Origin of the sequence: Pseudoruegeria sp. HB172150 (assembly GCF_013184805.1) — a bacterium.
Classification (GTDB): Bacteria; Pseudomonadota; Alphaproteobacteria; order Rhodobacterales; family Rhodobacteraceae; genus Psychromarinibacter.
Map to the genome: position 1 here is coordinate 306480 of NZ_JAATNG010000004.1, position 12559 is coordinate 319038.

The following is a 12559-nucleotide window of genomic DNA, read 5'->3' on the forward strand; positions in this document are numbered from 1 at the left end:
GGGCCTAGTCTATCCGCTGCCACAGCCAGGCGCCATCCTGGCGCCGCCAGCGTGTGACTTCGCCCTGGAACAGCAGGTGGTTCAGGTGCGCCACCGCTTCCACCAGCGCCAGGCCGTAGATCGCCTCGGTGATGTTCGCCTTGAACAGGACCGGAAAGCAGTCGGCCGCGGTGCGCGGCACCGAAAGATACTCGCGCAGGCGGATCAGGGCCTGGTGGTGGTTGTCGATCAGCTGTTCCATCCGCGTCGGCAGGCCGGTGAAGGGCAGCTTGTGCCCCGGCAGCACCAGTTGCGCGTCGGTGGCATAGGGGCGCAGCCTTTCGCAGCTTTCCAGCCATTCGGCGACGGGGTCGGCATCCGGTTCGCTGGCATAGACGCCGAGATTTGGAGAGATCGAGGCCAGAAGCTGATCGCCGCCCAGCACCAGCTCGCCACTGCGGTCCCAGAGCGTCGCCTGTTCGGGCGCGTGGCCGTCACCGATATGCACGTCCCAGGTGCGGCCGCCCAGCCTCAGTGTGTCGCCTTCCTTGATACGGCGGAAGCCGAGAGGCAGCGGTTCGACCAGATCGGCGAAATTGAACGGGCGCGATTCGCGCTGGCGCTCGTAAAGATCCGGGTCCATGCCGGCGCTCTTCCAATAGGCCAGCGTCTCGCTGTCGGGCAGCGCCTGTTCGTCCAGCACCAGCATTCGCGCCACCAGCCAGGAGGTGCGCGTGGTGATCAGCTCAGCGCCCAGTTCCGTCTGGAACCAGCCGGCCAGGCCGATATGGTCGGGGTGGTGATGCGTGACCAGCAGCCGTTTCACCGGCTTGCCGCCCAGCGGCCAGTCGAGCAGTTTACGCCAGATCTCGCGGGTCTCGTCCGAGGCGACGCCGGTATCGACCACGGTCCAGCCGTCGTCGTCCTCCAGCGCGTAGCAGTTGACGTGGTTCAGCGCCATCGGCAGCGGGATGCGGATCCACAGCACGCCCTCGGCCACCTTGATGGCCGCCCCCGGTTCCGGAGGCGCCTCGTAAGGAAAGCTCATAGGGGCGTTGCCGCCATCCATCACGCCGTCATCGCCTCCGGTTCCATCTCGTAAAGACCGGCCGCGCCCTGGTGGACATGCGCGCAGAGCGCCGCGTGTTCCGGCAGCAGCCGCTTGATGTGGAACGCGGCCAGGGTGCGGCGGTCGCCGCCGCCGGCCACGGCAGCCGTCAGCAGGTAATGCGCGCCCAGCACACGGGCAAATGCCTTGAGGTAGGGCACAGCCCCCGCAAACCGGTCGTTCGGGGTCTCGCCGACCAGCCATTCGGTGGTCTCGCGCAGGGTCTCGGCGGCGTCCCAGACCGCCTGAGCAAGCTCCGGCTCGGTCCCGCGCGCGGCTTCGGCTCCGGCCTCGATCTCGTCGATCAGGCGGGCCGCGGCTTCACCGCCGTCCATCATCTTGCGTCCGACCAGATCCATTGCCTGAATGCCGTTGGTGCCTTCGTAGATCGCGGTGACCCGCACGTCGCGGGCGAACTGGGCGGCACCGGTTTCTTCGATATAGCCCATGCCGCCGTGAACCTGCACTCCCAGCTCGGCAACCGCAACCCCGGTATCTGTGCCGTAAGCCTTTGTGATGGGGGTCAAAAGCGCGGCGCGGGCCTGCCATTCGGGATCGCCCGTGGCGTTGCCCATGTCGATGGCGACGGCATTGGCCAGCGCGATGGACCGCGCGGCGGCAACCTCGGCCTTCATGGTCATCAGCATCCGGCGGACGTCGGCATGGTCGACGATGGTGCCGCGGCCATTTTCTACCAGCGAGCGGCCCTGCTTGCGTTCCAGCGCGAATTCCACCGCCTTCTGCAAGGCAGCTTCGGCCACCGCGATGCCCTGCACGCCGACGCCGAGCCGGGCATTGTTCATCATGGTGAACATAGCCGCCATGCCACCGTGTTCGCGACCAACGAGCCAGCCGGTGGCGCCATCATATTCCATGACGCAGGTAGGCGAGCCATGCAGGCCGGTCTTGTGTTCCAGGCTGACGACGCGCAGCGAGTTGGCCTTGCCGGGGTTGCCGTTGTCGTCCGGCAGATATTTCGGCACCAGGAACAGGCTGATGCCCTTGGTTCCGGGCACGCCGTCCGGCAGCCGCGCCAACACGAGGTGACAGACGTTGCCGGTAAAATCGTTGTCGCCCCAGGAGATGTAGATCTTCTGCCCGCTGATCGCGAAGGTTCCGTCGCCGTTTGGTTCCGCCTTGCTCCGCAGCGCGCCGACATCCGAACCGGCCTGCGGTTCCGTCAGGTTCATGGTGCCGCACCACTCGCCGGTCACCAGCTTGGGCAGGTAGAGCGCCTTCAGCTCGTCGGAGGCATGGTGTTCCAGCGCCTCGATCTGGCCCTGCGTCATCAGCGGGTTGAGCTGTAGCGCCAGGCAAGCGGAGCCCATCATCTCGTTGACGGCAGTGGTCAGGGTCAGCGGCAGGCCCATGCCGCCATGGTCCGGGTCGGCGCTGGTGGAAACCCAGCCGCCCTCGGCAATCGCCCGGTAGCCTTCGGCGAAACCGGGCGAGGTGCGCACGACGCCGTTTTCCAGCCGTGCAGGATGCTGGTCGCCGTTCCGCTGCAGCGGCGCCAGCACTTCTTCGCACATCCTGCCGGCTTCGGTCAGGACCGCGTCGGCCACGTCCTGCGTCGCCTCGGCAAAACGGTCGGTCTCGGCCAGACGCCCGAACCCCACCACATTTTCCAGCAAAAACTTGAACTCGCCGACCGGCGCACGATACGGCATTTCGCCCCTCCCGGCTTGGCAGCCCGAACCGGGGCCGCTACATCGCCACAGACCTATCACGCAGGATTGCGTTGCCGCAGCAAAGACGCCACGTCACGAACATGTCAGATACCGAGCGCCTTTTTCCCGACAATGCCGGGCTCGACCGTGCCGCCGAACTGCTGCGGTCGGGAGAGCTGGTCGCGTTTCCGACAGAGACCGTCTATGGCCTCGGCGGCAATGCGACGGATGACCGCGCCGTCGGCGGTATCTTCGCGGCGAAGGGCCGGCCGAGTTTCAACCCGCTGATCGTCCACGTGCCCGACATTGATGCGGCCCTCGCCATCGCCGAATTCGATGTGGGTGCAGAGCGGCTGGCCGATGCCTTCTGGCCCGGCGCGCTGACGCTGGTGCTGCCATTGCGCGCAGAGGCGGGGATCGCGCCGTTGGTCACCGCCGGTCTGCCGACGATTGCCCTGCGGGTGCCCGATCACCCGGTCGCGCGGGCGCTGCTGCAACGCGCCGGATGTCCGGTCGCCGCGCCGTCTGCCAACCCCTCCGGGCGGATCAGCCCGACGACGGCAGATCACGTATTGGCGGGCTTGGGCGGCCGGATCGCGGCGGTTCTGGACGGTGGCGCCTGCCCGGTGGGGGTCGAGTCCACCATCGTCGGAACGTACCCGCAGCCGACGCTGCTGCGGCCCGGCGGGCTGCCGGCCGAGGCGATCGAAGCCTGCCTTGGCGCGCCGCTCGCCGCCCATGGCGGCGGGATAAGCGCGCCGGGGCAGATGGCCTCCCACTACGCGCCCGATAGCCCGATCCGGCTGAACGTGACGGATGCGCGGCCAGGAGAGCGGTTGCTTGGCTTCGGGCCGATGGAAAGCGATCTGAACCTGTCACCGTCCGGCGACTTGACCGAGGCGGCGGCAAACCTGTTCCGGCACCTGCACGCGCTCGACGCCACGGCGGCGCCCATCGCGGTCGCGCCGATCCCCGAGCACGGGCTTGGCCGCGCGATCAACGACCGGCTGCGGCGCGCCGCCGCGCCACGGGACTAGGCTGTCTTCGAAGGGTCAGGCGCGCCCGGCCGCGGCCGAAAGCGTCAACGGGTCGATCCCCAGCGACTTCAGCGCCGCCACCCATTTCGAGGAATTGTCGGGCGCGAACACGATCTCGGGTGTCGCGTCGCAGGTCAGCCAGCCGTTCTGGTGGATCTCGTCCTCCAGCTGGCCCGGCCCCCATCCGGCATAGCCGAGCGCGAGGATGCGCTGGTCGGGGCCGCCGCCCGCCGCCATGTCCTGCAGGATGTCCAGCGTCGCGGTCATTCCGAACCGTTCGTCGACCTTCAGCGTCGTCGATGCGGTGGCGTAGTCACCACTGTGCAGGACAAAGCCGCGCCCATGTTCCACCGGCCCGCCGAAATAGACGCCAACGTTCCGGCTGCCGGTGCCGCGCGGGATCTCGAGCTGCTCCAGCAGGTCGTCCATCGCCAGTCCCGGCGCGGGCTTGTTGACGATCAGGCCCATCGAGCCGTCATCGGAATGGGCGCAAAGAAACACCACGCTCTTCTCGAAGTGCGGGTCGCCCATTCCGGGCATGGCGATCAGGAGCTTGCCGCTCAGATCGGTGAACTCTCCGCCGGGGGTCATGGGATCATCATCGCGGGATTCGAGGCCGGGCCGCAAGTGGGCGATTTATCACAGATCGCAGAGTATCGCCGGATTGTGATTTCCGCTTTACGAAGCGGTGCATAAATTAGCGCCGATGCTCAAACGCCTGCTCATATCCGGATTCCTGGCCCTCGGTCTTGCTCCCGCTCTCGGCGGCGCGGCGCTTGCCGGCAGCGGTTTAACGCCGGCGGCTCCGGCGGATATCAGCGTGCTTCCCGGCTGGCGCACGCCCAACGGCACGCATATGACGGCGCTGAAAATCACGCTAGCCCCCGGGTGGAAGACCTACTGGCGCGCGCCGGGCGATGCGGGCATCCCGCCGCGCTTCGACTGGCAGGGGTCCGAGAACCTGCAGCGCGTCCAGTTTCACTGGCCCGTGCCGCATGTGTTCGAGCAGAACGGCATGCGCACGGTCGGCTACAAGAACGAGCTGATACTGCCGATCGAACTGACCCCGCAGGCCGACGGCCAGGACATCATCCTGCGCGCTGCGGTGGAGCTTGGCGTATGTCAGGATATCTGCCTGCCGATGAACGTCCGTGTCTCGGCCGACCTGATGCCGGACGGCCCCGCGGATGCCCGCATCCGCGCGGCGCTGGCAAACCGGCCGTTCACCGCGGTCGAGATCGGGATGGCCGAAGCGAAATGCGCGGTGGAGCCGATCAAGGACGGTCTGCGCATCACCGCAACGCTGAACCTGCCAAGCCTCGGCGCGGGTGAGGTGGCGGTGTTCGAACATGCGGATCAGACGATCTGGGTCGCCGAGGCCGACGCGCATCGCGCCGGCGGCACATTGACCGCCGTGACAGAGATGGTTCCCCCGTCGAACAAGCCGTTTTCTCTGGACCGGTCGCAGATCCGTATCACCGTGCTCGGCGGCGATCAGGCGGTGGATATCGAAGGCTGCACCGGCTGAGCGGTCAGCCCAGCAGGTAAAGCAGCCCGTAAAGCACCGCCGCCCCGGCGAACACCGCCCATAGCAGGCTTTTCGTGATGTATCCGACAATCAACGTCGCCGCCGCCGCGGCAAGTCGCGCGGGATCGGTCTGGCCCCCGGTCGCCTGCGGCCAGATCACCAGCGGCGCCACCAGCCCCGGCAGAACCGCGACCGGCGTGTAACGCAGGTGGCGCAGGATCCACGGCGGCAGCTTGCGGTCGCCGATGATCCCGAGGAACGAGTAGCGGATCAGGAAGGTGCCGATCCCCAGGAGCACGATGATGGTCCAAAGCTCGGCATTGCTGACGTTCATTGCATGCGCGCCTCCAGCCAGAGTTCCACCCGCGCGCCGACGATCATCGCGACGACCCCCGCAACCAGCACGCCCAGTCCCGAAGGCAGCCACGCAAAGGCCAGCGCCACGAGGATCGAGGTCACCGCCGCCGCCACATGGGCCAGCGTGCGCAGCGCCGGGGCGATGATGCCGAGAAACGCGATGGGCACGATGAAATCCAGCGCGAATTCCGGCGGTATCCGGGTGCCGAAGGCGGCGCCGAGCCAGGTAAAGATGTACCAGGGCGGGCAGATCGGGGTAGCCACGCCAAGGAAATAGGCGATCCGGTTCGCCATCGGCATTGCCGGACGGTTCTCGTATTCCGCCTGTGACAGCGCATAGGTCTGGTCGACGTTGAAATAGGCGATCACCATCCGCAGCGGCGTCCGCGCGTCGCCCAGATAGGGAACAAGTGCCGCGGAATACATCGCCATGCGCAGGTTCACCGCCAGCGAGGCCGCCAGCACGATGTAAACCGGCGCGTGATCCTGCAATAGCTGGATCGCCGTCAGCTGCGCTGCGCCGGCGATCACGAGGACGGAAAAGCCCATGGTCTGCGTGATCGACAGCCCGGCTTCGACCGCGACAACACCGAAAAGCATCGCGAAGGGAACGAGGATGACAAGGAACGGCGTGCCGTGCCGCAATCCGCGCCAATAGGATTGCGCCGGCGTTTCCGCAAACGGCGCCGCCTCAGGCGAAGACACCGGCCACCCTTCCCAGCAGCATGAAGGCGCGCGCGGTGCGGGTGTCGGAAAGTTCGGCGAGTTCAGCGTCGGTTGCGGTCGGCTCAAAGGCCACCAGCATGGCGTCGAAGCGGCGCAGGAAATGGTGCACCGCGTCGCGGAATTCCGGGTCCTGCCGCATCCGGCCCGCCGACAGGGCCAGCGAGCTGCGGTCGCGCACGCCACCCAGCGCAGCGATGGTACGGCCGCGTTCGCCCGCGGCAAAGCGGCGCCAGATCTCGGGGCGGGCGCGGTCCGGAGTAAGGTCATCCATGTAGATGCCTTCCTCGGCCAGGCTGGTCAGCACGCCCTGCGCAGCAGTGATCAGCTGCGCGGTCTGCCGGTCGTGCAGGGCCAGCCGCAGGGCGCGGAAGCCCTCCTTGTCGTCGGCATTCTCGGGGAAATTCAGGGCGCGCAGGAAATCCGCAACGCTGACCGGTTCCGCCAGCGCCTCTGACGGGGTGCCGAGCGCCAGCGATCCCTGGTCGTCGGCGGTTCCGACCGGCCTTGTGGGCAGGGCATTGGCATCGGGCGGGCGAACCTGCGGCGAGTGGCGGATCGAGGTGAAGGTAGTCAGCGCGGTTTCCGCCTTTCGGGCGGTGCGGGCGATCTCTTCCAGTTTCTGTTCGACGGTTGGCTGCATCGCGCCCGCCGGCGGTGTCTGGGTCAGCACATAGCTTTCCCGGATCGCGTCGATGGCCGCCTGCAGGCGCGTGGATTCCTCGCGCATGATCCGCGAAGACCGGGCAGCCGCCGCGCCGATCCACATCATCGCCACGGGAAGGAACAGCACCAGCAGCATGAAGACGAAGTTCATCCGCTCCAGCGGCTGCCGGCCGTCCGGTTCGGAAAACAGGTAATAAAGGCCGACCAGCACGATCCAGAGCACCGACACGACGGCGGCGATGATCTCTGCGGCGCTGGATTTGCTGGGGCCTGAATTCCGGTAGGTGCGTCGTCTCGGCTTTGCCATCACGTATCTCGATACGGCCGCGCTGCGGGCCGCTTATTTGTAAGCGATGCTGAGCACCTCATAGCTCTTCTCGCCGCCGGGCGTACGCACCTCGACACTGTCGCCTTCATGCTTGCCGATCAGCGCGCGCGCGATCGGAGAGGCGATGTTGAGCTTGCCGCTGGAAATATCCGCCTCCGGCTCGCCGACGATCTGATAGGTCTTTTCCTCGTCCGTATCCTCGTCGACCAGCGTCACCGTGGCGCCGAACTTGATCGCGCCGGACAGCTTTTCGGGGTCGATCACGTCCGCCCGGCCGATGATCGCCTCAAGCTCCTTGATCCGGGTCTCGATAAAGCCCTGCTTTTCACGCGCGGCGTGGTATTCGGCGTTTTCCGACAGGTCGCCATGCTCGCGCGCCTCTGCAATGGCACGGATCACGGCCGGCCGTTCGACCGACTTCAGGGTCTTCAATTCGCTGTTCAGCACGGTATAGCCCGTGCGGGTCAGTGGTATCTTATCCATGGGTCCGACGATGTTTCGGAAGACAGGCTTGGCTGTCTACCTCATCGCATGGGACCGGAAAGTCAAGCGCAAGGCCGTGATTGCCCGCATCGCGCGAGCGGGGAAAAACACGATGCGGGCGATGAGATACGGCGGATCACGCCGGATCAGCCGGGATAGCTGACCACCTCGTATTCCACCCCGTCATGGTCGTGGAAATAGAACCGGCGGCCGGGCTCGTAATCGGCATGGCTGTGCGGTGCAAAGCCCTTGGCCTTTACCCGGTCCTCGATCTCGTCGAGGTCGTCGACGACGATGCCGACATGGTTCAGCCCGCCGACGGTGTAATAGCTGATATCCTTCTTCGGCTGCAGCTTGCCCGGATTGTAGATCGCCAGGTAACTGCCGTTGCTGCCGACATGCACGGTTCGGCCGCCATGGATCGCGTCGCCCTGCCAGCGCACGTCCCAGCCGAAGATATCGCACAGCCAGGCGGCGGTGGCGTCGGGGTCGGACACGGTGATGTTCGCGTGTTCCAGCGTAGATTGGGTCATGATCTCGTCCTCGAATCTAAGAGATTCGTCTTGTAATTCCTCAAGTTCACTTCAGGTCAAGACCCGTGTTAGCGCCCGACAGGCGGTTCGCAACGCAGTGTCGCGATTGACCCGCCGGTAAGCCGTCTTTACCTGTGTTTCGGACCCAGCGAACCGGGCAGACTTAGGACAGGGGATAGCGAGGCATGGCCGAGATCGAACGCGAGTCGATGGAATATGACGTGGTGATCGTGGGGGCCGGCCCAGCCGGACTTTCCGCCGCCATCCGTCTGAAACAGCTCGATTCCGACCTCAGCGTTGTGGTGCTGGAAAAGGGCTCCGAGGTCGGCGCCCACATCCTGTCTGGCGCGGTGCTGGACCCCTGCGGTCTCGACGCGCTGATCCCCGACTGGAAGGAAAAGGGCGCACCGATCACCGTGCCGGTGACCAGGGACAATTTCTATCTGCTGGGCGAGGGCGGCAAGATCCGCGTCCCCAACTGGCCGATGCCGCCACTGATGTCGAACCACGGCAACTACATCGTCTCGATGGGCAATGTCTGCCGCTGGGTGGCCGAGCAGGCAGAGGCGCTGGGCGTCGAGATCTTCCCCGGCATGGCCTGTTCCGAGCTGGTCTATGACGGCGACCGCGTGAAGGGCGTCGTCGCCGGCGTCTTCGGGCTGGAACCCGACGGCTCCTACGGCCCGAACACCGAGCCGGGCATGGAACTGCACGGCAAGTACGTGATGATCGCCGAGGGCGTGCGCGGATCGCTCGCCAAGGAGCTGATCGCGAAATACGAGCTGTCGAAGGACTCCGAGCCGCAGAAATTCGGCATCGGCATGAAGGAAATCTGGGAGGTCGACCCCGCCAAGCACCGCGAGGGCACCGTCACCCACACGATGGGCTGGCCGCTGGGCAAGAACGCGGGCGGCGGATCGTTCATCTACCACCTCGACAACAACCAGGTCTATGTCGGCTTCGTCGTGCACCTGAACTACGCCAACCCGTACCTGTCTCCCTACCAGGAATTCCAGCGCTTCAAGCACCACCCGGTGGTGAAGGACCTGCTGGAAGGCGGCAAGCGCGTCGCCTACGGCGCCCGCGCCATCACCGAGGGCGGCTATCAGTCGATGCCCAAGGCGGTCTTCCCCGGCGGCCTGCTGCTGGGCTGTTCCGTCGGGCTGGTCAACGTGCCGCGGATCAAGGGCAACCACAACGCGATGCTCTCGGGCAAGGCGGCGGCGGAACATGCCTACGAGGCGATCCAGGCGGGTCGCGAGGGCGACGAACTGACCGGCTACGATGCCGAACTGCGCGAAGGGCCCATCGGCAAGGACCTGAAGAAAGTGCGCAACGTGAAACCGCTATGGTCGAAGCGTGGCCTGCTGACCTCGCTGACGCTGGGCGGCTTCGACATGTGGACCAACACGCTGGGCTTCTCGCTGCTGGGCACGGTCAAACACGGCAAGACCGACGCCGCCGCCACCGGCAAGGCGTCGGATTACGCGCCCATCGACTATCCCAAGCCCGACGGCAAGATCAGCTTCGACCGGCTGACCAATGTCAGCTTCTCGATGACCAACCACGAGGAATCGCAGCCCTGTCACCTGCACCTCAAGGACCCCTCGATCCCGATCGCGGTGAACCTTCCGGAATACGCCGAACCCGCGCAGCGCTACTGCCCGGCGGGCGTCTACGAGGTGGTCGAAAAGGACGGCAAGCCGGAATTCGTCATCAACTTCCAGAACTGCGTCCACTGCAAGACCTGCGACATCAAGGACCCCAGCCAGAACATCAACTGGACCACGCCGCAGGGCGGGGACGGGCCGAACTATCCGAATATGTAAGGCGAGCGCCGAGTAACTGTCGGGGCGGCAGCAACCGCCCCAACCCGCTCAGTTCCCCGCCCGCTGCATCATCATCTCGTGGACCGCCTGCATGCCCCGGTCCGCCATCGCCGAGACCTCGGCGGCGTGGGTGTGCATCGCTTCCACCAGCTCCGGGTCTTCCGAGGTCTGAACCACGACGATCCCCTCGTCGGTGACGTCGATCTCGGTGTCGATCAGGTCGCCGCGTTCGAAGAAGATGTCGAGCGTGGGGCTCTGGATGAAGATCTGGGGGTCGTCGCCGGATTCGACGCGGCCGATCATGCCGGTGACATGGTTGACCAGCACTTCCATCACCGCCTCGTCGGAAGACCGGGTCACCGTGCGGATCCCGTTCGGCAGGTTGGTGACCTGGCGCGAAATCGTCGGGAAGTTGCGGAACATGACCGCCAGATCCGCGCTTTCCTCCGGGGTCGCGTTGAGGCCGCGAAGCCCCGGCATGGTGACCTCGTCATGGCCGGTGCCATCCGCGCCGTGCCCATGCATGCCGCCGCCCATGCCATGCCCGAACATCTGCGCCTCCGAGGCGGCCGGACCCAACAGGCAGGCGGCGGACAGTGCCATGATGGAAAATAGGCGGATGCCGGACAGGACGGAACGGAAACGCGGGCTACTCGGGAACGACATGCAAACTCTCCTTAGGGCAGGTCCGGGATCTGGATACCGCCCCGCCGCGGTGAATCCAAATGTTATATGCAAAACCACGAATTTGTTACAGGACGACCCGGTCCCTGCGCCTGGACCTTCACCATGGCATCGCCCCGCTGTTGGCGGAAAAGCTGCCCGTCGGGGTGCCGGGGTCCAACAGTGCCAGCCGGACGGGCTGCCGCGCGCCTTCCGCGACCGTCTGGGTGCCGAGGAAGGTATTGAGATCCGTCTTGGTAAAGCCGGGACAGACGGCATTGACCCTGATATTGGTGTCCTCGAGGTCGATGGCAAAAGCCAGCGTTACCGCGTTCAGAGCGGTCTTCGAGGCCGAATAGGTGCCGAATTTATCGCGGCTGGGATTGTCGGGCCGGGAATGTAGCGTCAGCGATCCGGCGCCGCTGGACACGTTCACGATGCGCGCATCGGGTGCTTCGCGAAGCAGCGGCAGCATCGCCTGCGTGACAGAGACGACGCCGAACACGTTGGTTTCGAAGACCGTACACAGTTCGTCCATCGCAACCGCACTCATCCGGGTCGCGGCGATGATATCGTCAAAGCTCCGCTCCGGGCCCCCGGCATGCGAGATGCCGGCATTGTTGACCAGCACGTCGAGGCGGCCGAACTCGCGTCGCACACGATCCGCCGCGGCGGCGACGGACACCTCATCGGTGACGTCGAGCTGGATCGCATGGGCATCGCCCTCGACCCCGGCGGCTGCGGTGTCGCCTTTTTCCAGGTCGCGCGATCCCAAAAGCACGGTGAAGCCGCGCGCCGCGAGTTCCCTTGCGATCTGGAACCCTATCCCCTTGTTGGCTCCGGTGACGAGGGCGACGGGTTTGTCCTGCATGGTGGCATCCCTTCATGGTTTGGCTTGGAAATGTCGCCGTTCCGGATTAGGTATCGGATAAACGGAACGTTGCTCCGTTTAAATACGGAACACTGTTCCGTTTTGCAAGAGGCGTATTCGTGAAGCCGGAAGATACAGGCGAAGACGGCGGCAAAGCGCGCGTGCTGCGCGCCGATGCGCAGCGCAGCACCGACGCGCTGCTGCAGGCAGCGAAGGAGGTTTTTGCCGAGTCAGGCGTGGACGCGCCCGTGCGCGAGATCGCAAAGCGGGCGGGCGTCGGCATCGGCACGGTGTACCGCAATTTCCCTAAACGGTCCGACCTGATCGCCGGGGTGTTCAGGCGCGAGGTCGATGTCTTCGCCGAGGCCGGGCAGGCGCTGGCCGGCAGCGATGCGCCATTCGAGGCGCTCGCGCGCTGGTCCGGACTCTACGTCGATTTCCTTGCCACCAAGCGCGGGCTTGGCGCGGCGCTCTATTCCGGAGACCCGGCTTACGAGGCGCTGCCCGGCTATTTCCGCGCGCGGCTGGAACCGGTGGTGCGTGACCTTCTGGAAAACGCCGCTGCCGCCGGCGAGGTGCGCAAGGATGTCGATCCCTACGAACTGCTGCGCGCTATCGGCAGCCTGTCGGCGACTGCGGAAACCGGAGGGGCAGAGACCGCGCGGCGCATGGTCGGGCTGTTGCTGGACGGGCTGCGCTATGGGGTCGAAAGGGGCTGACCGTGCCGCTCGAATCCACAGCCGAAATGCCGCCAGACGCCAATTGATGCACGCGCAGATTGCGT

Annotated in this window: 14 protein-coding genes; 4 read left to right on the forward strand and 10 right to left on the reverse strand. The window is 65.8% G+C overall.

Annotation, left to right across the window (positions count from 1 at the left end):
* Positions 1-4 precede the first annotated feature (4 nt).
* Together HCO70_RS18295 and HCO70_RS18300 are read right to left on the reverse strand one after the other, a co-directional pair.
* Complete coding sequence (locus tag HCO70_RS18295) at positions 5-1027, reverse strand: MBL fold metallo-hydrolase (protein WP_253913358.1); 1023 nt, start codon at positions 1025-1027, stop codon at positions 5-7.
* A gap of 20 nt (positions 1028-1047) precedes the next feature.
* Positions 1048-2757: an acyl-CoA dehydrogenase gene (locus tag HCO70_RS18300; RefSeq protein WP_172298838.1), complete on the reverse strand. Its 1710-nt coding sequence runs from the start codon at positions 2755-2757 to the stop codon at positions 1048-1050.
* Between the two features lie 101 nt (positions 2758-2858).
* Here HCO70_RS18300 and HCO70_RS18305 point away from each other — a divergent pair, with 101 nt between their 5' ends.
* Entirely contained in the window at positions 2859-3794 is a 936-nt protein-coding gene (locus tag HCO70_RS18305; RefSeq protein WP_172298840.1) for an L-threonylcarbamoyladenylate synthase, read from the forward strand.
* Positions 3795-3809: 15 nt separating this feature from the next.
* On the opposite strand, the gene HCO70_RS18310 is transcribed toward HCO70_RS18305, so the two are convergent.
* A complete protein-coding gene (locus HCO70_RS18310) occupies positions 3810-4385 on the reverse strand; it encodes a YqgE/AlgH family protein (protein WP_172298842.1) in 576 nt (191 codons plus the stop codon).
* A 115-nt stretch (positions 4386-4500) separates the two neighbouring features.
* Here HCO70_RS18310 and HCO70_RS18315 point away from each other — a divergent pair, with 115 nt between their 5' ends.
* On the forward strand, positions 4501-5322 hold the full coding sequence (locus HCO70_RS18315) for a protein-disulfide reductase DsbD domain-containing protein (RefSeq protein ID WP_172298844.1): 822 nt from the start codon (positions 4501-4503) through the stop codon (positions 5320-5322).
* A 4-nt stretch (positions 5323-5326) separates the two neighbouring features.
* Here HCO70_RS18315 and HCO70_RS18320 read toward each other — a convergent pair whose 3' ends face one another.
* The 5 genes from HCO70_RS18320 to HCO70_RS18340 form a co-directional block, all read right to left on the reverse strand.
* Positions 5327-5656 carry an AzlD domain-containing protein gene (locus HCO70_RS18320; RefSeq protein ID WP_172298846.1) on the reverse strand — a complete coding sequence of 110 codons (330 nt, stop codon included), beginning with the start codon at positions 5654-5656 and terminating at the stop codon, positions 5327-5329.
* Positions 5653-6384, reverse strand: a complete 732-nt coding sequence (locus tag HCO70_RS18325) for an AzlC family ABC transporter permease (RefSeq protein WP_371742264.1) — start codon at positions 6382-6384, stop codon at positions 5653-5655. Before HCO70_RS18325 ends, HCO70_RS18320 begins: the two co-directional genes overlap by 4 nt.
* Positions 6371-7375, reverse strand: a complete 1005-nt coding sequence (locus HCO70_RS18330; protein ID WP_172298848.1) for a hypothetical protein — start codon at positions 7373-7375, stop codon at positions 6371-6373. The genes HCO70_RS18325 and HCO70_RS18330 overlap by 14 nt, the downstream gene beginning before the upstream one ends.
* Positions 7376-7408: 33 nt before the next feature.
* Positions 7409-7879, reverse strand: a complete 471-nt coding sequence (gene greA, locus HCO70_RS18335) for a transcription elongation factor GreA (RefSeq protein WP_172298850.1) — start codon at positions 7877-7879, stop codon at positions 7409-7411.
* 146 nt (positions 7880-8025) lie between these two features.
* The gene (locus HCO70_RS18340) at positions 8026-8412 is read right to left on the reverse strand and encodes a VOC family protein (protein ID WP_172298852.1); all 387 of its coding nucleotides are present in this window, start codon (positions 8410-8412) and stop codon (positions 8026-8028) included.
* A 185-nt stretch (positions 8413-8597) separates the two neighbouring features.
* On the opposite strand from HCO70_RS18340, the gene HCO70_RS18345 reads away from it, so the two are divergent.
* On the forward strand, positions 8598-10241 hold the full coding sequence (locus HCO70_RS18345; protein WP_172298854.1) for an electron transfer flavoprotein-ubiquinone oxidoreductase: 1644 nt from the start codon (positions 8598-8600) through the stop codon (positions 10239-10241).
* Between the two features lie 48 nt (positions 10242-10289).
* Here the strand turns inward: HCO70_RS18345 and HCO70_RS18350 are convergent, their stop codons facing one another.
* Together HCO70_RS18350 and HCO70_RS18355 are read right to left on the reverse strand one after the other, a co-directional pair.
* Positions 10290-10907: a hypothetical protein gene (locus HCO70_RS18350; protein ID WP_253913359.1), complete on the reverse strand. Its 618-nt coding sequence runs from the start codon at positions 10905-10907 to the stop codon at positions 10290-10292.
* Between the two features lie 118 nt (positions 10908-11025).
* Positions 11026-11775 carry an SDR family oxidoreductase gene (locus HCO70_RS18355; protein WP_172298856.1) on the reverse strand — a complete coding sequence of 250 codons (750 nt, stop codon included), beginning with the start codon at positions 11773-11775 and terminating at the stop codon, positions 11026-11028.
* A 119-nt stretch (positions 11776-11894) separates the two neighbouring features.
* On the opposite strand from HCO70_RS18355, the gene HCO70_RS18360 reads away from it, so the two are divergent.
* Positions 11895-12494, forward strand: a complete 600-nt coding sequence (locus HCO70_RS18360; RefSeq protein ID WP_172298858.1) for a TetR/AcrR family transcriptional regulator — start codon at positions 11895-11897, stop codon at positions 12492-12494.
* The last annotated feature ends 65 nt before the right edge of the window (positions 12495-12559 follow it).

Excerpts from the sequence above, each read along its gene's own strand:
- HCO70_RS18355 (WP_172298856.1), bottom strand. The coding sequence starts at position 11,775 with ATGCAGGACAAACCCGTCGCCCTCGTCACCGGAGCCAACAAGGGGATA.
- HCO70_RS18295 (WP_253913358.1), bottom strand. The coding sequence starts at position 1,027 with ATGAGCTTTCCTTACGAGGCGCCTCCGGAACCGGGGGCGGCCATCAAG.
- HCO70_RS18320 (WP_172298846.1), bottom strand. The coding sequence starts at position 5,656 with ATGAACGTCAGCAATGCCGAGCTTTGGACCATCATCGTGCTCCTGGGG.
- HCO70_RS18340 (WP_172298852.1), bottom strand. The coding sequence starts at position 8,412 with ATGACCCAATCTACGCTGGAACACGCGAACATCACCGTGTCCGACCCC.
- HCO70_RS18345 (WP_172298854.1), top strand. The coding sequence starts at position 8,598 with ATGGCCGAGATCGAACGCGAGTCGATGGAATATGACGTGGTGATCGTG.
- HCO70_RS18310 (WP_172298842.1), bottom strand. The coding sequence starts at position 4,385 with ATGACCCCCGGCGGAGAGTTCACCGATCTGAGCGGCAAGCTCCTGATC.
- HCO70_RS18315 (WP_172298844.1), top strand. The coding sequence starts at position 4,501 with ATGCTCAAACGCCTGCTCATATCCGGATTCCTGGCCCTCGGTCTTGCT.
- HCO70_RS18350 (WP_253913359.1), bottom strand. The coding sequence starts at position 10,907 with ATGTCGTTCCCGAGTAGCCCGCGTTTCCGTTCCGTCCTGTCCGGCATC.
- HCO70_RS18330 (WP_172298848.1), bottom strand. The coding sequence starts at position 7,375 with ATGGCAAAGCCGAGACGACGCACCTACCGGAATTCAGGCCCCAGCAAA.
- HCO70_RS18305 (WP_172298840.1), top strand. The coding sequence starts at position 2,859 with ATGTCAGATACCGAGCGCCTTTTTCCCGACAATGCCGGGCTCGACCGT.
- HCO70_RS18300 (WP_172298838.1), bottom strand. The coding sequence starts at position 2,757 with ATGCCGTATCGTGCGCCGGTCGGCGAGTTCAAGTTTTTGCTGGAAAAT.
- greA (WP_172298850.1), bottom strand. The coding sequence starts at position 7,879 with ATGGATAAGATACCACTGACCCGCACGGGCTATACCGTGCTGAACAGC.